Source organism: Schaalia cardiffensis F0333 (genome assembly GCF_005886435.1).
GTDB lineage: Bacteria > Actinomycetota > Actinomycetes > Actinomycetales > Actinomycetaceae > Pauljensenia > Pauljensenia cardiffensis.
In genome coordinates, this window is record NZ_CP040505.1 from 1802148 (window position 1) to 1822333 (window position 20186).

The 20186-nt window shown below is 61.8% G+C and carries 14 protein-coding genes; 4 read left to right on the plus strand and 10 right to left on the minus strand.

Annotated elements, in window-relative coordinates; genetic code table 11:
• Nucleotides 1-39: 39 nt before the first annotated feature.
• The 8 genes from FFA61_RS07540 to FFA61_RS07575 all read right to left on the minus strand — a co-directional run bounded on the left by FFA61_RS07540 (nucleotide 40) and on the right by FFA61_RS07575 (nucleotide 8855).
• The gene (locus FFA61_RS07540; RefSeq protein ID WP_341271100.1) at nucleotides 40-1290 is read right to left on the minus strand and encodes a Fe-S-containing protein; all 1251 of its coding nucleotides are present in this window, start codon (nucleotides 1288-1290) and stop codon (nucleotides 40-42) included.
• 261 nt (nucleotides 1291-1551) lie between these two features.
• Nucleotides 1552-2178, minus strand: a complete 627-nt coding sequence (locus FFA61_RS07545) for an iron transporter (protein WP_005963354.1) — start codon at nucleotides 2176-2178, stop codon at nucleotides 1552-1554.
• Between the two features lie 41 nt (nucleotides 2179-2219).
• A complete protein-coding gene (locus tag FFA61_RS07550; protein ID WP_005963352.1) occupies nucleotides 2220-3830 on the minus strand; it encodes an FTR1 family iron permease in 1611 nt (536 codons plus the stop codon).
• A 489-nt stretch (nucleotides 3831-4319) separates the two neighbouring features.
• A complete protein-coding gene (locus tag FFA61_RS07555; protein WP_005963350.1) occupies nucleotides 4320-5012 on the minus strand; it encodes an ABC transporter ATP-binding protein in 693 nt (230 codons plus the stop codon).
• Nucleotide 5013: 1 nt separating this feature from the next.
• Nucleotides 5014-6210 carry an ABC transporter permease gene (locus FFA61_RS07560; protein WP_242600879.1) on the minus strand — a complete coding sequence of 399 codons (1197 nt, stop codon included), beginning with the start codon at nucleotides 6208-6210 and terminating at the stop codon, nucleotides 5014-5016.
• A gap of 49 nt (nucleotides 6211-6259) precedes the next feature.
• Entirely contained in the window at nucleotides 6260-7453 is a 1194-nt protein-coding gene (locus FFA61_RS07565; protein ID WP_005963346.1) for an ABC transporter permease, read from the minus strand.
• Complete coding sequence (locus tag FFA61_RS07570) at nucleotides 7450-8307, minus strand: DUF6273 domain-containing protein (RefSeq protein ID WP_005963345.1); 858 nt, start codon at nucleotides 8305-8307, stop codon at nucleotides 7450-7452. Before FFA61_RS07570 ends, FFA61_RS07565 begins: the two co-directional genes overlap by 4 nt.
• A gap of 41 nt (nucleotides 8308-8348) precedes the next feature.
• On the minus strand, nucleotides 8349-8855 hold the full coding sequence (locus tag FFA61_RS07575; RefSeq protein ID WP_005963344.1) for a DUF4418 family protein: 507 nt from the start codon (nucleotides 8853-8855) through the stop codon (nucleotides 8349-8351).
• A 276-nt stretch (nucleotides 8856-9131) separates the two neighbouring features.
• Here FFA61_RS07575 and FFA61_RS07580 point away from each other — a divergent pair, with 276 nt between their 5' ends.
• Nucleotides 9132-10790: an L-lactate permease gene (locus tag FFA61_RS07580; protein WP_005963342.1), complete on the plus strand. Its 1659-nt coding sequence runs from the start codon at nucleotides 9132-9134 to the stop codon at nucleotides 10788-10790.
• 587 nt (nucleotides 10791-11377) lie between these two features.
• Here FFA61_RS07580 and ppdK read toward each other — a convergent pair.
• Nucleotides 11378-14086, minus strand: coding sequence for a pyruvate, phosphate dikinase (gene ppdK / locus FFA61_RS07585; RefSeq protein ID WP_005963340.1), 2709 nt, complete (start codon nucleotides 14084-14086; stop codon nucleotides 11378-11380).
• Between the two features lie 587 nt (nucleotides 14087-14673).
• A complete protein-coding gene (locus FFA61_RS09320; RefSeq protein ID WP_005963338.1) occupies nucleotides 14674-16443 on the minus strand; it encodes an SPFH domain-containing protein in 1770 nt (589 codons plus the stop codon).
• A 199-nt stretch (nucleotides 16444-16642) separates the two neighbouring features.
• Between FFA61_RS09320 and FFA61_RS07595 the strand changes: the two genes are divergently transcribed.
• The 3 genes from FFA61_RS07595 to FFA61_RS07605 all read left to right on the plus strand — a co-directional run bounded on the left by FFA61_RS07595 (nucleotide 16643) and on the right by FFA61_RS07605 (nucleotide 19994).
• Nucleotides 16643-17836 (plus strand): TFIIB-type zinc ribbon-containing protein, encoded by a 1194-nt coding sequence (locus FFA61_RS07595; RefSeq protein WP_138588776.1) that lies wholly within the window; start codon nucleotides 16643-16645, stop codon nucleotides 17834-17836.
• A gap of 13 nt (nucleotides 17837-17849) precedes the next feature.
• Complete coding sequence (locus FFA61_RS07600; protein ID WP_005963330.1) at nucleotides 17850-18704, plus strand: TPM domain-containing protein; 855 nt, start codon at nucleotides 17850-17852, stop codon at nucleotides 18702-18704.
• Nucleotides 18705-18794: 90 nt separating this feature from the next.
• Nucleotides 18795-19994, plus strand: coding sequence for a DUF4428 domain-containing protein (locus FFA61_RS07605; RefSeq protein WP_005963328.1), 1200 nt, complete (start codon nucleotides 18795-18797; stop codon nucleotides 19992-19994).
• Nucleotides 19995-20186 lie beyond the last annotated feature (192 nt).

Consider the following 20186-nt stretch of genomic DNA (forward strand, 5'->3'; position numbering starts at 1 on the left):
CGCCCTTCGTTCCTGCGCTCACAGTGTGGTTTTCTCTGTTCATGCGAAGATGTCCGCGTTCGCTTCCAACACTGACAGTGGCACGCTCAGCGTCCCGTTGGATACCTCGTATTCGATGGGAATGGGGTTGCATCCGCCTTTGAAGCCGATGGTGGCGATGTTCATGGCGACCTCGCAGAGTTTGCAGATAATCTTCCCGTCCTTCTCGTAGTAGCCGCTCGCCCCGCAGATCTCGCAGGCGTCGAGGCCAACGCCGAAGGAGGAGCCCGCCTTTTGGATCACGATGAAACGGACTTCCACCCCGGAGGAGGTGGTGTAGGCGAAGCGGTGGAGGTGCCCGTCGGAAATGTCGGCGACGTTGATGACCGCGCTCTCGTTGTGGACGGAGTAGGACTCGGGTTCGGAGAGCTCAACCTCCGCAGAGCCGATAAGTACTCCGAGGGTGATGAGCAGGGCTCCGGCCAGGTATCCACCGGCCGCTGCGCCCGCGATGAGCTTCCACAGGCGCGCCCGGGCCTTCTTGAGGCGCTCTTGAGCGGGGTTGGCTCCTTCGAGGGGCATGAGGCGCCCCTCGTTCCACACGAGGAAAGCGAGGACGAGGAGGGCGCTCATTGCTACGATCGAGAAGACCGCCTCGTGGTTGATGAGCCACGATAAGACTTCGAATGCCTCATTCGACATGGAGATGACCCTTTGGGCCTGGAGGATGCGCACGATGAGCATGAGGTGCGTGAGCGCAAGCACCACGAGGATCCAGTTCATCACCCAGCGGCGTCGCGAAAGGCTGAGAAGTTTGAAGGCGAGGGCACCGAGCAGAGCCGCGACCACCCATCCGAGGACGTAGCCGACGAAGATGAGGACCATCTGGGTTGAGAAGAGTTCACTGCCCGCGGGGAAAATCATGACGGCCTGAGCCATTGCCTGCGGTGCGCTGCGGAAGACCGCGAGGGCGAGGTATGCACCGATGATGAGGCGGAGTGCGGATTCGAGGCTGGCGGAGGGGTGTTCTTTTCGGCTCATGAGGCCGCGGAGGACCATGACTCCGATGGCGAGGCCGATCGCGAGGGGCAGGGTCCACAGGGCGATGCTTTGCCGGTTGACGGCTTTAGGGAAGAGGGTGTTGACGAGGGTGAGGATGAATGAGCTGATGATGCCCGTTCCCAGGCCGATGAGAATCACCCGTGTGCTGGCATTGCGCCCGCTGCGTCCTCGTCCTCGGCTCGGTATGAAGGGGAGGACTGCTCCTATGGCGAGTGCCGTGAGCAGCAAGATGAGGGTGACAGTCCCCATTTGCACGATCACCGTTCAGTTTCCCCTTCATGGTCGTGTGTTGAACGCGCACGTGAGCTGTGGCGTGTGTCGTGGTTGAAGCGCCTTTTCTCAGAGATCATATTTCCCGCAGTGCATTGAGCGTCGGAGGCGTCAGTGTGCGTTGAACGCGTGAGTGCGAGAGTACTGAGTGGGCGGCCTCAAGCGCTCGAGTCGAATCCGTTGGTCTTTTCCGGGCAAGCCAGTGGGCCGGAGAGACCTCCGGCCCACTGATCCGGTTGATCACCATTCGACGGCGCTGGGATCCCACTTCCAGTCCTTGAACTCCGCCGTGATCGGCTCGGTCCAGAAGCGTCCCTTCACACCGGTGGTCTCGTCGGTGTGGAGGAGCCAGCCGTTCTCCTCGGGCGAGTGCACGATGAACTGCACCGTGTAGGTGCCCGCGTCGAGCTTGGGGAGGTTGAGACCGTAGTGCGGGCCGTCGGAGGCGTTCATCGGCATGAAGGTGCCTTCAAGGACGGCCTTGCCGTCGGCGCCGAGGATCTTGTACTCGACGGTCAGGCCGGGGATGAAGTCGCCGACGCCGTAGCCGAGGTCGTTGCCCTCGAGCGCGGAGATATCGGCTTCGATGTGCATTGACGCATCTTTGGCGGGAGTCTGAATCTGCGGCTCCATGTCGACGGGCTGGAAGTAGACGCCCGAGATCTTCAGGGGGCCGGAGAACACGTCATCGCCGAGGGGGAACTCGTCGAAGCCTGCGTCTTCACCGGGGGCGGTGCCTTCTTCGGAAGTGGACTCCGTGACAGAGGGGGCGGGCTTCGAGGAGTCGGAGGAGGAGCAGGCGGCAAGGCCAGTCATCAGGGCGAGGGCTGCAACAGCCGCGCCGATACGGGTGAGTGAGCGCTTCATGAATCTATCTCCATGTCGATGTCGGATGGGATGTCGGTTCGTCATTTTGCGGCGAGGGCGCCGCTGCGGCGCTTCCTGCCCCACAGATAGAGACCGACGATTACAACGAGAACCAGTGCCTGGCCGGAGAGGTTCTCCACTCGGGGGTAGATCCCCAAGAGGTCAATGGTCGGGAAGCCTTGAAGGTACGTCAGCGGCAAGACGTCGGCTTCCTGGAGTTCTTTGATCCCAGATCCCGTGAAGGTCACGGCCATGAGGGCCAAGAGGATTGAGGTCACGGTGAAGAAGGGGCGCAAAGGGATGCGCAGGGCTGCGAATTGGATGAGCAGGTAGACGACGAGGAGGATGAGGACTCCCACGCCCAGTCCGATCCACACGTGCGTGAGGGAGTCTTGGGCATTCGAGATGATCGGCACGTAGAAGAGGATCGTCTCTGCTCCTTCACGCAAGACCGCGAGGAAGGCGATGAAGGTCAGGCCCAGGAGTGATCCCCTCGTCAAAGAAGCATCCGTCTGGTCCTTGATGTAGCGGTCCCAAGCTTCATTGCTGGATTTGGAAACCATCCAGTTCGACACCCAGATGAGCATGGCGACCGCGAAGAGTGCTGCGAGGCCTTCGAGGAGTTCCTGGTTCGCGCCTGCGAGGTTCGCGAAAGCGGAGAAGAGGAAGGCAAGGAGCACGGAGGCGACGAGGGCGAGGACGACGCCGATCCACACGACCTTCGCCTTGTCCTTGTGTCCGGCTTTGGTGAGGTAGGCGAGGATAGCGGCAACGACGAGGATCGCTTCCATGCCTTCACGCAAGATGACGAGTAGGGAGGGAAGGAAGCCGGAGAGCCAGGGGCTGGTCGCTGAGCTCGCACTGGTGTATCCGTCGAGACTGTTGGCGTCTTCGCGCAGGTAGTTCTTCAATGCGCTCGTGTGTTGGGCGACTCCCGCATCGTCATGTTCGTTCATGGTCCTCTTCACGAGGGAGAACTCCATCTCCACCGTGGAGACCCTTTCACCGGAGATACGGGCCATGACCTGCTTTTCAAAGCCGAGGGTCTCATAGCGCCGGTAGTAGGCGGTGTTCACCAGATCCTTACCGGCCTCGATATCACCGGCAAGGTAGGCGGCCTGCGCATCATCGAGGATCTGAGCCATTTCCTTGGCGACCTGTCCCCAAGGGCCGGGACTGTAGTCATCGGATGCGCCATCCGAGGAGCCTTTGCCGTCGAGGGTGGCGGCGTCTTCGCGCAGGTAGTTCTTCAATGCGCTCGTGTGTTGGGCGACTCCCGCATCGTCATGTTCGTTCATGGCCCTCTTCACCAGGGAGAACTCCATCTCCACCGTAGAGACCCTCTCACCGGAGATACGGGCCATGACCTGCTTTTCAAAGCCGAGAGTCTCATAGCGCCGGTAGTAGGCCGTGTTCACCAGATCCTTACCGGCCTCAATATCACCGGCGAGGTAGGCGGTCTGAGCATCATCGAGGATTTGGCTCATTTCTTCGGCAACTTGCTCCCAGGAGTCGGCGTCAGCGGCGCGGGCGGGAGCAGGCAGGAGGATGAGGGCAAGGAGTGCGAGGACGACACAGGCTTGTATCCAGGTGGTGATTCGCCAGGTGGTGTTCCGCTGTGAGTGCTCCTTCGAGGCTGTCTTCGCTGCCACCCGTTGTTCCCCTTCGTGTCTTGAGCCGCATGGGGCGGCTCTTTGCGTGTACGACGCATGGGATGCGCCGAGCAACGCTTAGTCTAACCAGAATTGCATAAGGTGCCAATTACCTATTTAAGGCTTGCCTCATTAAGGCTGGTGAAAGAGGATGTGAATGCTCGAGCAAGGTTTCTTCCGAGCCTTGAACACCGCGCCTTGGCTGGAGCATTCTCAGGGGTTCACTCAGATTGACACCCCAACTCAAGTCAGCACGGTGTGAGAGCTCAGGCAGCCACCGGCCCTGACTCAGGGTGCACCACACTTTGCCCAGTCCAGACACTGACAGACACGCCCCTTTCCTCGCCGACGCCCCCTTACACGGGCTCCAGCACGCGCTCTCAATGCACCCTTCCCCTGGTCAGCCCTCCCGGCCCTTGCCCGGGCAGACAAGGTCCCCCTGATCTAGAGGCCAACACGCGCCCTCGATGCGCCTCCCTCTGCCCGAGTTCAGTCCTTCTCCTGCCGCCCCCCGTCCTCGCGCAAACATCCCTTGACCATATGAAGCACCCGATCGGCAAAGCGCGTCGCCTCCTCCTCGTGGGTCGCAACCACGACCGCCCTACCTTCGTCCGCCGCACGGCGCAGCATCTCAAGCACCATCACAGCGTTCTCTTCATCAAGGCCCGCAGTCGGCTCATCGGCAAGGACCACTTTCGGGTCCATCATCAGTGCCCGCGCCACCCCCATGCGCCGCAATTCCCCGCCCGATAACTCGCTCGGGGACGCATCCGCAAGCGCCGACATGCCCACCGCTTCAAGGAGCTCCAAGCCCCGCTCAGGTCCCACCGCCCCTTTCGTGGAAAGGACAGCAGGCAAAATGACGTTCTCCACGACGCTCAAGGAGCGAAGGGCCGCATGTCCTTGAGGAACCAGGCCGATCTTCTCATTGCGCAGACTCGACAGCTCCACCTCGGACAGGGAATACAGGTCCTCGCCATCGAGGAGGACCCGGCCCGCCGTAGGCGCGAGAACTCCGGCAAGCATTGACACCAAGGTGCTCTTACCGCTTCCCGAACGCCCCTTGAGGAGCACCAGCTCACCGCATTCGACCTGCAGGTCCACCGGCTCAACCGCAGTGAAGACCGCGCCCGCCGCACGGCGAGTGAATTCCTTCGTCAATCCTTGGGCACTGATCGTCATCTCATTCCCCTTCCTTGAGTACAAGGGCCGCGTCCATCCTGTTCACACGCATCATCGACACCCACGAAGCCAACACCGCCGCAAGGAGGACCGCCGCGAGCGATTCCACGGCCAGCAGACCCATCTGGGGAGGCGAGGGCAGGATGAAGCCAATGCCGATGAGTTGAGTGACCAGGGTGCGAAAAGCTGCGAGCACCCCGCCGGCAAGAACAATCCCCGCTAGCCCGCCGACAAGGTCAATCAGGAGCGCCTCATGTACGACGAGGCGCCCCAACTGGGATCGACTCGCCCCCAGGGCTTTGAGGAGCGCGAACTCTTGGGCCCGCTCATGAAGCATCATCGTGAAAACGAGGACGGTCATGCCCGCTCCGAGCAGCCACACGAGGCCAATGAAGATACTGATGGTGCTAGAAACCCGATCAAGGGCGGTGGCGATCCCCTTCACCATGTTCTTCGCCGTTGCGACGTTCACCCCCTCGACCTGTGCGCGGATCTGCTCTGCGACCGCTTCAATATCGGCGCCAGGCTCAACGGCGACCATCACGGAAGAGACCACCGCATCGGGGTCCAGATCTGGATACTTGTTGAGTTCCTTATCCACGGAAGCCTGGAGAAGGACCTTCGCCGTGTCAAAGTTCGCATAAACAGCATTGTCCAGAGTCGAACCGGTCGGATCGAATTGGCCGACGACCCGCAGGTTCTCACCGTAGATCCTAAAACTCCCCTCAGGGGGGACGGCGACATTGGCGCCAACAACGACATCCATCAGGCCGATGTCCGCTCCCCCAACGGAGTCGGCAATCCAGGGTTGGACGACGAAATCCGTTGAAGGGTCGAAAGCGACGACCTGGTAGCGGCCCGAACAGCAGCTCGACCTCGCCGATGCGAGGAAGATCTGCCCGGAAACTGCCTTCACCCCATCAATCGCCCCGACCTTTTGAACCGTGCTCTTGTCCATGTAGAAGTAGCCCGGCTCGGCCTCAATGAGGAAGCTCTGAGGATTGAACTCGTTCGCCGCGTCACTTGGGGTGACGACAATATCCGCCCCCAGGCGTGCTTCCACAGTATCGAGACCCCGGTGGATGCCATGAATGAGGACACTTCCCCCGAAAGTTGCGACCGCCATGAGTACGGCGAAGGCGAAGAGGAACGCACTGCGAGCCCCATAAGCTCGCAGATTGCGTCCGGGCAGCTTCATCAAGGACAGCAAAGAATCCCCTCTTTCATGAGCGCATCAACAGCTTTCACTAACGCATCAACAACATCGAATCATTGTCGGCGCGCATCACCTTCGACTGCGACCAGCGCGCGCTCGCCCACCCGGTGAATACGGTGATCGCACCTGCGAGTCCCGCCGAGGCGAGGATGCTCGAAGCGTCAAGGAATTCTCGATGCAGGAAGCTAAGGGATCCGAAGACGACGAAACAGGCGGCGAGCGCAACCCCTCCGAGAGCACCGATCAGGTGAATGAGGAGGGTCTCTCGCATGAAGAGGCGTGCAATGACGCGATTCGAGGCGCCGATGATTCTCCAGACACTCATCTCTCGGCGCCGCTCATTCATCATGAGGGATTGAGCAACGCCGAGTGCGCCGAGAAGGAGGAGCCAGGTCACTGCGGTGACGACTCCGATCGCCCCGGATTGTTTCGTAAGGGAAGAGGATGTGGAGACGAGGCCGACATCGGAGTGGAGGGCCTCGACCCTTCGAACGTACAGGTTGATCCAATTCGTCACGGATTCCACTCGTTTCCCATCCGAGATTCTCAGCAGGGCCACCGAGTAGTCCCGCTTGGGATCCATGGAGGAATAGGTGTTGATCCCCATGGCCGAGGCGTCATCAATCACCTGTTGGAGGGACGTGAAAGGCACGAATACGGCGTTGTCGTACTCGGATCCGCTGCGCTCAAGTCTGGAGTCGACCCGCCATTCTTTATTGAAAACGAAGGTTGTCCCAGCCTGCGTGACCGGGACATCAGCGCCGACTGCGACCGCGTCACTTGGGATCAGATGACGGGGGCCCTTGTCCAGCCAGGGGGCGACAACGAAGTCCGAAGCTGGGTCGAAGCCAACGATCCAGCGGGCCTCACCCTCGCCACTCGCGTCCGATAAGTAGAGCTGGTAGGCGATGCGCTCGATCTCTTCATTGTCTTTGAGGCGCGCGAGGCTTGCACGTTCCTTGTGGTAGAGGACCGGGGTGCCGAGCATCTGCACACAGCTCTTGTCGAGGCTGCGAAATCCTGCCGAAGGGTAGACGAGGATATCTGCCCCGAGCCGGTCGCGCGCGAGCTCAAGTTCACCTTTCACCGATTGGACGAGAAGGAGCCCCATCATTGCGCTCAGAGCCTGAGCGAGGACGAGGACGAGGAGGATCGTTGAACGCAGCGGGTGGGCGCGAAGACTTTTGAAGGGAATGGCGCGAAGGGACAGGGGACCTCTGTTCATTGCTCTTCTCCCGCCGGATTCGTGTCGAGCCAGAGCGCAGGTCGTACCCCGTAGATCACGTCGACATTCGCCCCGGACACATGAGCTGCGCCTTTCCGGTCGATGAATTGCGCGGTGAAGTCATAGGTGCCGGGTGAGCGCAGCCACCAGTCGGCGTGCCCGTCCTCGTCGAGAGGTAACGCATCATCCGCAGCCTTCGCGCTCAGGAGGGCTTTGCCGACGAGTTCATGCTCAAGGGGGTCGGCGATGTAGATCGCGGCCTCGGTTTCGCTCAATGCGAAGACTCGGTCTTTCGTTGCGGGCCCACCCGTGGTGCCGGTTTTTGTTTGCGCGGCGTTTGGCACTTCGACCGCGGGGATGAGGGATCGTTCCAGGTCGGTGAAGGCCGTGTTGAGGAACTCCATGTTCATCCATTGACGCAGATCGGAGTCTTGCCAAGTGATCGGCTCGAAGGGGACGGGGTGGTAGGGGCGAGCCTCAAGGCTGTCGAGGCTGAGAAGAAGGAGGCGTCCGTCGAGCTTGTCGAGGACGATCCAGCGGATCGGCTCCGGGCCGTTGCTGTCCTTACCGTCTTGTTCATAGGAGCCGAAGTCGACAAGGCTCCCTTTGGTGGCAACACGGTAGGGAAGGGCCGGGTTGGCGTTGAGCATCGCGCGCAAGTGTTCTTCCGCCTCCGCGTATCCTCCGAGCGCTGCGAAGGCCTCGTAGGCGCGCTCGTCTTCACCGGATTGTTCGAGGCGGAGAGCCTCCTGGTAGGACACCGCCATTCGGTGCTCGCGCCAGATGAGGAAAGCACCTACGACAATGAGGGCGAGAACGATAGTTGCAGCGAGTGCGCGCCTCGTCTTCCTCATTCGGGGCGCGCTTGCACGCTTCGGGACTCGCACATCATCACCTAGGCGCGAATCTCTTTCTTCGTATCCCGCGCGTTTGTATCCGTGCTGGCCGTTCCAGCTTCGACTGTGTCCACTTGAGCGGCTTCCGCCTGGGGTGCGCCCGTCTTCTTCATCTTCAGCGAATCGACAAGAGCACCGATTCCTGTGGCGGCGATGAGGACCGTCATCACCCGTGTGAAGGGCTGGAAGACCGTGTAGCAGCGCATTGTCTTCATCATGCACATGGGGCAGATGCCACCGGGAATGAAGAAGACGAAGAGGGAGGCGATGACGGCGAGGGCCTGCAGCGCAATCCTCGTGGGCTTGTTCTTGATCGCAGCGGAGGCACCGAAGAGGGCGACAAGGCCGATACCCCCTGCGACGACCGTGTTTTGACACTGGTGGCAGTTCATCCAGGTGCCGTCCTCACGACGGGCACAGGCGGAGAAGACTGTGGCCGCTCCGACGCTGAGGGCGAGACTGAGGAGGGCGGGGGCCAGAGGGACGGCCAGTTTTGTCTTTGACATGAGAGGACTTGCGCTCCTGTGGACGGGCTTCTATTCAGGCTGACCAGATATAGTTAAGTCTCGCCTTACCTAATTGTCAAAATCTCATGGCGCGGTTCCTCGAAAGACTTGGGATCACTCGGGCTGGAATGCGAAAATACTCCTCGGAGGGCCGAGCGCAGCTTTGTCAGGCATTGACGCCGACGAGCACACCCATTCGATTCGTTCACCCGATGAGGACGGGATCGGACCACCGCTCCCCGCCCGCTTCGCTGACACCGACACGAGGAGATCTCAGTGCTCACAACCGCGTTTACACCATCGACCACAGCCATTGCAGGCTCTCTTCCCCTCACCGCTATAGCGGCACTCCTCCCCCTCGCGGTCTTCTTCATCATGCTCGGCGTCTTCAAGATCGCCACCCACTGGTGCGCCATCGGCTCCCTCGCCATTGCGATCGTCATCGCAGCCTTCGGCTTCCACATGCCCCTCGGACTCGCCGCACTCTCAGCGGCGCAGGGCGCTGCTTTCGGCCTGCTTGTCATCTGCTACATCGTCGTTGCCGCGGTATGGCTCTACAACCTTTCCGAGGTCTCCGGGCGCGGCGATGATGTTCGCGCCGTCTTCTCCGCTGTCGGCAAGGGCGATATCCGCATTCAGGCGCTCCTCATCGCGACCGCGTTCTGCGCGCTCATGGAAGGCCTTGCGGGCTTCGGTGCTCCGGTCGCCATCACCTGCGCGATGCTCCTTGCCCTCGGATTGAAACCCCTCAAAGCCGCCCTCGTCACCATGGTTGCGAACTCCCTGCACGTCGCATTCGGCGCAATGGCGATCCCGATGATCACCACCGCCAAACTCGGCGGCTCTGAGGCCACCCTCCTGACCCAGACCGGCTCTCGCATCACCCCGCTCTTCCTCATCTGGCTCCCCTTCGTGCTCCTCGCAATGCTCGACGGCAAGCGCGGCGTCAAGCAGCTCTGGCCCGTTGCCCTCACCGCCGGTATCGGCATGGCAGTCGGCCACTTCGTCACCGCACACTTCATTTCCTACGAGCTCACCGCCGTCGTCGGTGCCCTCCTCGCCTTCGTTCTCATCGCAGGCCTGCTCAGCTTCTGGTCGCCGACCACTCCCGAGGAAGAGCGTTCCGCCGTGGTCACGGAGAAACTCGGAGCTGGACGTATCACCCTGGCTCTTCTCCCCTACTGGTTCGTCGTCATCGTCTTCGCCGTTGCGAAGCTGTGGAAGTTCGGCGTCGATGTTCCCGCAGCACTGAAGACGACTGATCTCAAGATCCCCTGGCCCGGACTCGACGGAAACCTGCTCACCGCCTCAGGAGAAGTGTCGAAGGAGACGATCCTGTCGATTTCCACGCTCGCTTCGCCCGGCACGATGCTCGTCTTCGCTTCGCTCGTCGTCACCATCGTCTACTCGTTGAGCGACTCGAACGGGCGCTTCCCCTTCTCCATCAGCAAGGGCATCGCGACCCTCGGCTCGACCGTTATGGGACTGAAGATGGCGATCCTGACAATCAGCGCCGTCATGGCCCTCGCCTACGCGATGAACTTCTCCGGTCAGACCGTCGCGATCGGCACCGCCCTCGCCGGGACCGGCGCCGCCTTCGCATTCTTCGCCCCGATCCTGGGCTGGATCGGCACAGCGGTCACCGGATCGGCGACCTCCGCGGGCGCCCTGTTCGCGAGCCTGCATTCGACCGTCGCCGCCCAGACGGGGTTGAGCCCGCAGCTCCTGCTCGCCGTCAATGAGATCGGTGGCGGCATCGGCAAGATTATCAGCCCGCAGAACCTCGCGATCGCGGCGACGGCCGTCAAGGAGGAGGGTCTTGAGCCCGAGCTGCTCCGCAAGGCAGCCCCCTACTCGGTGGGCTTGCTCCTGCTGCTGTCCATCATCACGGTTCTGGCGTCCATGGGGATCCTCGGTTTCCTCATCGCTAGCTGAGCGGAGCCGCCGACCTAGGCGGGGCGCTACCTTATTGAGAGCGCTGTTTTGGCGGGCGTACCGCCTGAGCGGACCGCCTGGGTGGGTGCATGAGCTAGTCTGGCGCGCTGACCTCGGCGGACGCGGAACCCGGTCGGGCACGCCGCCTGATTCGAACCTTCACTTCGAAAGGAACACACGAATCCACATCGCCACGGGAGGGGTGTCGAGTCAGTGCTCGACACCCCTCCCATCCTCATGTGGTCGCGCCCGGCATCAAGAGCGCCTTCGGGTCCGTCCAATCACCCCTCCCATCCTCATGTGTTAGTGCCACGTGTGCTCGTACCAGGTGCCACCTCAATCCGCACCGGCCTTATCGTCAATTCCAGCTTTTCCGGCACAAACATGCTCCATATGACAGGAGTAGGACGGAAAACCTGGAGCCCAGGGCACACACCCCCGCCAGACACTCCACTCACACGAGACCACTAGGACACACCCTCTCAGCTCGCGTCCACACCCCAAACCCCGTCCACACCCCGAACACGCAAAGGCGGTGCCCCCGCCCTCGTTCGAGGGCAGGGGCACCGGCGTTTCAGAGCGAAGACTCAGGACTCTTCGGTGAGGACCGCGGCGCGGCCAGCCTCGAGGCGGGCCACCGGCACGCGGAACGGCGAGCAGGACACGTAGTCCACACCGACCTCGTGGAAGAAGTGAATCGACGCAGGATCACCGCCGTGTTCGCCACAAACGCCGAGCTTGATCCCCGGCTTAGTCGAACGAGCACGGGTGACACCCTCACGAACAAGGGTGCCGACACCGTGAACGTCAATCGACTCGAAGGGCGAGACGCCGAAGATTCCAGCCTCAAGGTACTGCGGGAAGAACACGCCCTCAACGTCGTCACGCGAGAAGCCCCAGACCGTCTGCGTCAGGTCGTTCGTCCCGAAGGAGAAGAAGTCAGCTTCCTCAGCGAGGTCCTCAGCGGTCATGGCCGCGCGGGGCAGTTCGATCATCGCGCCGATCGTCACACCCGACAGGTTGACGCCGCGCGCCTCCTGCACTTCAGCGATGATCGCTTCGCCCTCTTCACGGATGAGCTGGAGCTCGCGGACCGAGCCGACGAGGGGAACCATGATCTCCGGCTTCGGGTCAAGGCCCTTAGCGACGAGGTCGGCGGCGGCCTCGCACAGGGCGCGCATCTGCAGGGCGAAGAGACCGGGCAGGTAGATGCCGAGACGGACACCGCGCAGGCCGAGCATCGGGTTCTGCTCGTGGAAGCGACGAACCTCCATGAGCATGCGCTCATCGGCCGGATCCACCTCGCCGGTGGCCTTGGCGACTGCGACCTTGATTTCAAGCTCGGACAGGGCCGGCATGAACTCGTGGAGCGGCGGGTCAATGAGGCGGACCGTCATGGACTTGCCATCCATGACCTCGAGCATTTCGAGGAAGTCCTGCCTTTGCAGCTTCTCAAGTTCAGCGAAAGCAGCTGTGCGCTCATCCGAGCCGGGAGCGGAGAGGATCGCGCGCTCAACGAGGGGACGACGCGAACCGAGGAACATGTGCTCAGTACGGCACAGGCCGATTCCTTCGGCACCGAATTCGATGGAGCGGCGTGAATCAGCCGGGGTGTCGGCGTTCGCGCGGACACGCAGGCGACGGACCTTGTCGGCGTGGGTGAGGATAAAGTCAACGGCCTTGACGAGCTCTCGGGTTCCTTCGTCGGCGCCCGCCGCAGCGAGGCCCGCCTCAAGACCCTCCGCCAGGTAGGTGGTGACAGGAGAATCAGTCACAGGAACATCACCGGAGAAGATCTCACCAGTCTGGCCGTCAATGGCGATCGTGTCATCGGAGGTGAAGACACGCCCATCGATCGTGACGGTGCGGGCTTCAGCGTTGATCTCGAGTGCTTCGGCGCCGCACACGCAGGTCTTGCCCATGCCTCGGGCGACGACGGCGGCGTGAGAGGTCTTGCCGCCGCGGGCGGTGAGGACGCCCTCGGCGACAACCATGCCGGGCAGGTCATCAGGGTTCGTTTCACGGCGAACGAGGACGCACTTGACACCCTTGGCGGAGAAAGCCTCGGCCTGCGCGTTGTCGAAGGCGATCTTGCCGACGGCGGCACCCGGGGAGGCGGCCATGCCTCGGGCGACGAATTCCTTGGAGGCCTTCTGGTCGAACTGGGGGAACATGAGCTGCGTGAGCTGGTCGCCGGTGACGCGAGCCAGGGCCTCGTCCCGGGTGATGAGCTTTTCTTCGACGAGCTGGATGGCGATACGGAAAGCAGCGGCTGCGGTGCGCTTGCCGACGCGGGTCTGGAGCATCCAGAGTTTGCCGCGTTCGATCGTGAACTCAATGTCGCACATATCGCGGTAGTGCGTCTCGAGCTTACGCATGATGCCGCGAAGCTTGTCGTAGGAGGCCTTGTCGATGTCTTCGAGGTCGGCGAGGGAGAGGGTGTTGCGGATACCTGCGACGACGTCTTCGCCCTGCGCGTTCTCCAGGTAGTCGCCGTACACGCCCGAGTGGCCCGAGGAGGGGTCGCGGGTGAAGCAGACGCCCGTTCCCGAGCCTTCACCCATGTTGCCGAAGACCATGGTGCAGATGTTGACGGCGGTGCCGAGGTCGTGGGGGATGCGCTCGCGGCGGCGGTAGATGCGGGCGCGTTCGGTGTTCCATGAGCGGAAGACCGCTTCAATGGCCATGTCCATCTGGGCGCGCGGGTCTTGGGGGAAGTCCATGCCTTTTTGTTCGGACACGATCTTCTTGAAGGTGACGACGAGGCCCTTGAGATCTTCGGCGGTGAGTTCGGTGTCGCCCGTGACGCCGCGTTCTGCTTTCAAGGAGTCGAGGGCGTCGGAGAAGAGGTCGCCGTCGATGTCGAGGACGGTCTTGCCGAACATCTGGATGAGGCGGCGGTAGGAGTCCCAGGCGAAGCGCTCGTTGCCGGAGATTTTCGCGAGGCCGAGGACCGACTGATCGTTGAGACCGATGTTGAGGACTGTTTCCATCATGCCGGGCATGGAGAATTTCGCGCCGGAGCGGACGGAAACGAGGAGCGGGTTGTCGGGGTCGCCGAGGGTGCGCTCCATTTGGTCTTCGACCCCACGCAGTGCGGCGGTGACCTCGGTGGCGAGGGATTCTGGGACGAGTGAGTCTTTGAGGTAGGCGCGGCATGCCTCGGTCGTGATGGTGAATCCGGGGGGAACAGGAAGGCCGAGCTTCGTCATTTCGGCGAGGTTTGCTCCCTTACCTCCGAGCAGGTCCTTCATGGACTTGTCGCCCTCGGAGAAGTCGTACACGTACTTGACCATTGAGGTCCTCAACTTCCGTAGTCGCGTGGGTCGGCCCTCCATCGGACCGCTAGGCGAAGGATAGCAAGAAAGGGACCTAAGTCACCACGCCCATGCGAAGCTGCGTTTTGACATATGTTCCAGTCGCGTTGTTTCAGGGTGCCGACGAGGCCGAGGTGGGTGCCGTCGTACAGGGGTGTATCGGCACGGCTTGCGTCTTTGCGTCTTTGCGTGTCACTCGAGTTTGAGGAGGGGCTGAGTCCGCGCAGCCCCGCACGAGGGGGCGGCGGGTCGAGATCCCAAGGAAGCGCCTGAGCCAGTGCCGCAAAGCCCCGTACAGGGGCGGCGGGAGGTGGAAGGAGAGGGCGGTGGGGAAGCAGAGGTAAACGAGACAAGACAGCCCCCACACAAAAGACGAAGGGCGGCTGGAGGGGGGAGGGAGACGAGGCAAGCGAGGCACTCACAAGGGGCGCGTCGCCTGCGCTTGCAGCACCCGCGAAGCAATAGTGCCCGAGCCAGAGGGACGAGAGAACTCAGCCCCACACAAGGGGCGGCGCGCCCCGGAATCGGGGCGCGCCGCCTTCGAAGGTCTCTGAGCTAAAGGCCTTTTACTGCTGGCTCTCTGGAGCTCCGTTCGTGGGAGGCGTGTTCTCCGGCGGAACCTGAGTGTTCACTTGGGGCTGCTCAGGAACTGCTTGCCCTTGCTGAGGCTGCCCCTGGGTCGGCATCTGCTGTTGGGGCTGGCCCCACCCCTGCGGCTGGCCCTGGGGTGGCACCTGCTGCTGCGGCTGGCCCCATCCCTGCTGGGGCTGGCCCTGCGCAGGCATTTGCTGTTGCGCCTGGCCCCATGCCTGCTGGGGCTGACCCCACCCCTGCTGAGGCTGACCCCACCCCTGCTGAGGCTGGCCCTGGGTCGGCATCTGCTGTTGGGGCTGGCCCCACCCCTGCTGAGGCTGGCCCTGCGCAGGCATCTGCTGCTGAGGCTGGCCCCATCCTTGCTGAGGCTGAGCTTGGGGAGCCTGCCCCTGAGGTTCTTGTCCCTGCGCTTGCTGCTCGGGCTGCTGAGGCATCTGCTGTTGGGGTTGACCCCATCCTTGCTGAGGCTGAGCTTGGGGAGCCTGCCCCTGAGGACCCTGACCCCATCCCTGCTGCGCCTGGCCCCAACCCTGAGGCTGACCCCAAGCCTGCTGGGGCTGACCCCAGCCCTGGGGAGGCATCTGCTGTTGGGGCTGGCCCCACCCCTGCTGAGGCTGGCCCCAGCCCTGGGGCGGCATCTGCTGTTGTTGCTGCCACTGCTGCTGCATCTGCGCCTGATTCGACTGCGATGCGGCTCCCATGAAGTTGCCGGATGCGGACATTCCCATGCCCATACCCATGAAGGCCATGCCCGCGCCGGCCTCGTTCGAGCCTGCAGCCTCCATACCGCGAGCAACCGCACCTTGGACGTAGCCTTCACGAACCGAAGGATCGGAGAGCATCGCGCCCTGGTTCCGCATGTCGATGAGCTTGCGGGATTCGTCATCGTAGGAGATCGAGGCGATACCGACGGACTGGATCTCCATGCCGCGTCCGCGCAGCCAATCCTCGTCGAGAGTGTCACGCATGTACTTCGACAGCTCGCGCATCTTCGAGGCGACCTGGGAGATGCGGATGCCGTCAACGCTCATCTGGTTGATCGAGGTTTGAAGAGCCTCAAGGAACTCCGACATGTACTGTTCTTTGACTTCGTCGAAGTGCACGCGCACGGCATCACGGGGGATGACCTGCTGGTAGAAGAGGATCGGATCGGTGATCCTGATGGAGAAAGTGCCGTGGCAGCGCAAGAAGAGCTCGGCGTTGTAGAAGGTGTCGAAGTAGTTGAGGGCGCTCGGGGTTCCGAACTTGATGCCCTTGATCTCCTGGAGGTTGACGTAGAAGATCTGCTGCTTCTGGGGGCTCGTCCCACCGAACTTGAAGCGTTCCCAGGTGTCGAGGAGGCTCCCCTTGAGATCACCGGTGAAGATCGTCGGCTGACCCGTGTTATCAAGGGTGTAGACGCCGGGTACGGCGGTGAAGTCCGTGATTCGTCCGCCGTCGGTAACCATCATGGCTTGAGCATCGTAGACGTGGATGCGCGAGCCTTGAGTGACGAGGTCGTCTGTGCCCTTGCGGTTCTTGTTCCGTTCGTCTCCGGCGCGCAGTTTCACGCCTTTGGTAAAGACAATGCCCTCACCCATGTCATTGGCTTCGAATGCATCCTGCCACTGGTCACCAAGCGAGCTCCCGATGGCACCGCCGGCCGCCTGGGCGACCCCGGAGCCCGTAATCATCTGAATCAGTCCCACAAAGAACCCCTCCATCTGCTGGTCGAAGGCGTGGCGAGCACCGACAGCGCTCACATCGTGTCCACCATCATCCCAAAGGACACGGCGATACAGAACACCCAAAAGGGTGATTCCCCCACCCTCGTTCCACCCCCGAGGGTCTGCTCTTTTCTTGTAGCTCCCCCTTAGGGTGGCAGTGGTAATCCAGCGCCACCCTTGGAGGCGCAGTTTCTTCAGGCGTCAAATGCGCCCTCGGATGAGAAGGGGACGGATCGTGAGCGAGATCCAGTACAAGTGCCCATCATGCTCGGCTCCCATCGAATACAGCCCCACCAAAGCCAAAATGGCTTGCGAATATTGCGGCTCCACCTTCGAGGTCGCTGAGGTCGAGCAGTTCAATGCCCAGTTGCTCTCCCCCGCGCCAGGAGCTGGCCCCTCCCCCGTTCCAGGAGTTAGCGTGCCCGGTGCCGCTGCGGGCACCCCCGACGCTTCAGGGCCTGCGACACCATTGCCGGGCAGCGCACAAGCGGGCGAGCAGTGGAAGTCCTCTTCGCCGACTTACATCGACGAGTCGGAGATCGCCTCCATGACGACCTTCGTCTGCAACTCCTGCGGCGCTGAGATCGTCGCAGATCCGACAACGATCTCGACGCGCTGCGGTTTTTGCAATAACACCTTCGTCGCTTCCAGTCGCATCCGCGAAACACGGATCCCCGACTTCATCATCCCCTTCGCCCTCGACAAGAAGGGAATGCTCGCTGCTTTTGAAAGGGCGACTACGGGCAAATTTCTCCTTCCCAAGGAGTTTCGCGACACTCATACACTTTCTGAGGCGACAGGCGCATACATCCCCTACTGGTATCACGATGGCACGGCCTCGGGGACGATCACCTACAGGGCGACGAATACGCGCTCCTGGTCCGATTCCGAATACGACTACACAGAGACCGATGTGTACGAGGTGAGCCGTTCCGCCTCCGCCACATTCCGCGGCATTCCCGTGTGCGCAACGACGAAGCTCGAACCCACGCGCGCCGAGGGTGCTGAACCCTTCAACCTTGTCGATTCCAAGAGCTTCGCCACCCCTTACCTCTCCGGCTACGCCGCATCCTCCTACGACATCGACGCGAAGGCGACGATTGATCGTGCTGATGATCGCGCGAAGAAGACACTGTCGGAGCTCATACGAGGGACGGTCACCGGTTATTCCTCCGTCCAGCAAAAGTCTGAGCAACTCTTCGTTCAACGTGATGCCGTCTGGTATGCGCTGCTGCCGGTCTGGCTCATCGTGATCGGCTATGAGGGCAAGCAGTATCCTTTCGCGATCAATGGGCAAACCGGCGAGGTCGTTGGTTCCTTCCCCATTTCTCAAAAGAAGCTGCGCGCCCTGCACATCGGTTTCTTCACGCCGTTCCTCGCCTTGTTCGCGGTGATCGGCTGGTACCTCATGTATCTGCTCGCGAACTGAAAGGAGGAGGACAATGCACCGCACCAGTCAACACCCGTACTCTCAGACCATGCTTACGCGCGGCCTCCGCCTCGGAGCTTTTTTCGCCCTCGTCCTTATGGCGGCGATCATGCTGGCGCCGATGGCGACGGCATCAACCCGTCATGTCGTTGACGATGTCAACTACATCTCCCCAGAGCTCGAGCAGAGCCTCGAAACTGAGATCTCCCGGATCTCTACACGCTACGGGCAAGACATCGTGCTCCTTTACGCGAACCTCGAGTCCGGTAAGTCGCCAATGGAAATGGCTGACGACTACTTCGATTACAACGGTTACGGCTTGGGGCCCGATCGCTCCGGGGTTCTCCTCCTCGTCTCTCCTTCTACACGCGACTGGTGGGTTTCGACGCGAGGTGATTCCATTCAGACTTTCACCGATCAAGGCATCGAAGCACTCGGCACGGTCCTTAAGCGCGATCTTTCCGAGGACAATTGGGAGGGCGCGGCGAAGAGCTTCGTCGAGCAAACGGAACGCTACATGAAGGCCGCTGAAGAGGGGCACCCGATCACTTCCCCTCCGAAGACTCTGAAGGATTGGCTTTTGCACTCGGCGGGGGCACTGGTCGTCGGTGTCGGCGGAGGTGTTCTGGCGAGCCGGGCAGCAGTCAAAGCGCTCTTCGTGTCGAAGATGACGAACGAGGGGCTTGAGCCCACGGCTCATTCCTACGTCTCGGATAGGGGTTTCGCCGTCACCGGCGGAGACGACGTTTTCATTACGACGAACGTTTCACGGACCAAACGCCCTGAACCTTCGTCTTCCGGGGGTTCTTCCTCTACCCATACCTCGTCGAGTGGTGCCACTCATGGGGGCGGGGGTGGCAAGTTCTGAGCCCAAAGGTTCACCCTCGTCTGCGACGCGAAGCGCGCTAGGGGCGGCGCATCATTCAATAGGAAAAACCGATGAGCCAAGGAGGCAGGCATGGGACTGTTCAGCACAAAGACGTGCGAACTGTGCGGTGACAAGGCTGGAATGCTCACCAAACTCAAACTCTCGGAAGGGTACTTGTGCGGTTCGTGCAAGAAGAAAGTCTCGGGGTTCTCCTCGGGATGGTCCTCGAAGACAGTGGAGGACGTGAAAACTCACCTCGGAGCCCGCGAGGCGAATAAGGCGGTCTTCGCCACCTTCTCCCCCGATAGGGTCGTCGGCGTCGATTCTCTCCTGCAGGTTGACACGCGCCAGGGCCTTTTCGTTTTCGGTTTCGGACGAGACTGGTCGGAGGGCAATCCCACGGTCTTCCCCGTGTCTTCGCTCGTGTCTGTTCGTATTGTGCCGGCCTTCGATGTCTTCTCCGATGATGCCGACGAGGACGGGATCCCTGACCGCTTCGACTCGACTCCCGGCACCGAGACTGTGAGCGGGCTTGGTGCTGGAGTGGGCGCGGCTTCTGGTACGGGTGTCACCATGGGGAATGCGGTCTTCGATGCAACAGCCTTGCAGAACCTCGTCGCTTCGACGGGTATGGCGGGCGTGGTCGAGATCGGCTCTTCAGCCCGTGATGAGAACGGCTTCCCCCGCGAGGTCCGTTCTTTCGAGTTGGCTTTTACTCTGTCTGATCCTTTCGTTCACGAGGTTCGCTGGCACTCGAACAGTGTTGAGGGTCGAATGCCTGCAGCGATTGAGACTTTCAACAGGTGCGTTGAAGTCGTCACTCTCGTTCAGCAGCTCAAGGGCATGCCCGTGATGGGTCAGATGCCGGGGGTCATGCCCGCTCAAATGCCCGGTGCTTATCCGCCCCAAGGCGGCTATCCCGCTCAGTCCGGATTCCCCGTTCAAGGAGGCTACGCGGCACAGCCCGCCTTCCCGGCACAGCCTGGTTACCCTGCCCAGCCTGGTTACCCTGCCCAGCCTGGTTACCCTCAGTGTGCGCCCGGCCAAGGGTTCCCAGCTCCGCAACCCGGCGCCTATCCCGCTCAGGGTGCGTATCCCGCTCAAGGAGGCTACCCCGCGCAGCCCGGTGCGTATCCCGCTCAAGGCGGATACCCTGCTCAGCCCGGATACCCTCAAGGCGCGCCTGCACAAGGGCAATACCCACAGGGCTCACCTGATCAAACGGGGTTCCCGATGAACGGACAGCCGGGCCAGTTCCCGCAACAGACACCCCCGAACCAGCAATTCTGAAGCTCATTCAGTGCTCCTTCACCAGGCCCCACCCGGCAGCTTCCCGCCTAGTGGGGTCTGCTTTTGGCGGCTCTATCAGCCATTTCCCTAGCCGCAGGATTCCGATTGAGCAGGTTGCCATCCGCCGCGCTTCCCGCCGGGTGAGGTCTGCGCCGCTTACCGCTCCCCCATACCTGCCCCCGCTTCAGGCCC

Bases quoted from the DNA above. Each gene is read 5' to 3' on its own strand.
- FFA61_RS07545 (WP_005963354.1), bottom strand. From the start codon at position 2,178: ATGAAGCGCTCACTCACCCGTATCGGCGCGGCTGTTGCAGCCCTCGCC.
- ppdK (WP_005963340.1), bottom strand. From the start codon at position 14,086: ATGGTCAAGTACGTGTACGACTTCTCCGAGGGCGACAAGTCCATGAAG.
- FFA61_RS07555 (WP_005963350.1), bottom strand. From the start codon at position 5,012: ATGACGATCAGTGCCCAAGGATTGACGAAGGAATTCACTCGCCGTGCG.
- FFA61_RS07565 (WP_005963346.1), bottom strand. From the start codon at position 7,453: ATGAACAGAGGTCCCCTGTCCCTTCGCGCCATTCCCTTCAAAAGTCTT.
- FFA61_RS07605 (WP_005963328.1), top strand. From the start codon at position 18,795: ATGGGACTGTTCAGCACAAAGACGTGCGAACTGTGCGGTGACAAGGCT.
- FFA61_RS07600 (WP_005963330.1), top strand. From the start codon at position 17,850: ATGCACCGCACCAGTCAACACCCGTACTCTCAGACCATGCTTACGCGC.
- FFA61_RS07560 (WP_242600879.1), bottom strand. From the start codon at position 6,210: ATGAAGCTGCCCGGACGCAATCTGCGAGCTTATGGGGCTCGCAGTGCG.
- FFA61_RS07540 (WP_341271100.1), bottom strand. From the start codon at position 1,290: ATGGGGACTGTCACCCTCATCTTGCTGCTCACGGCACTCGCCATAGGA.
- FFA61_RS07570 (WP_005963345.1), bottom strand. From the start codon at position 8,307: ATGAGGAAGACGAGGCGCGCACTCGCTGCAACTATCGTTCTCGCCCTC.
- FFA61_RS07575 (WP_005963344.1), bottom strand. From the start codon at position 8,855: ATGTCAAAGACAAAACTGGCCGTCCCTCTGGCCCCCGCCCTCCTCAGT.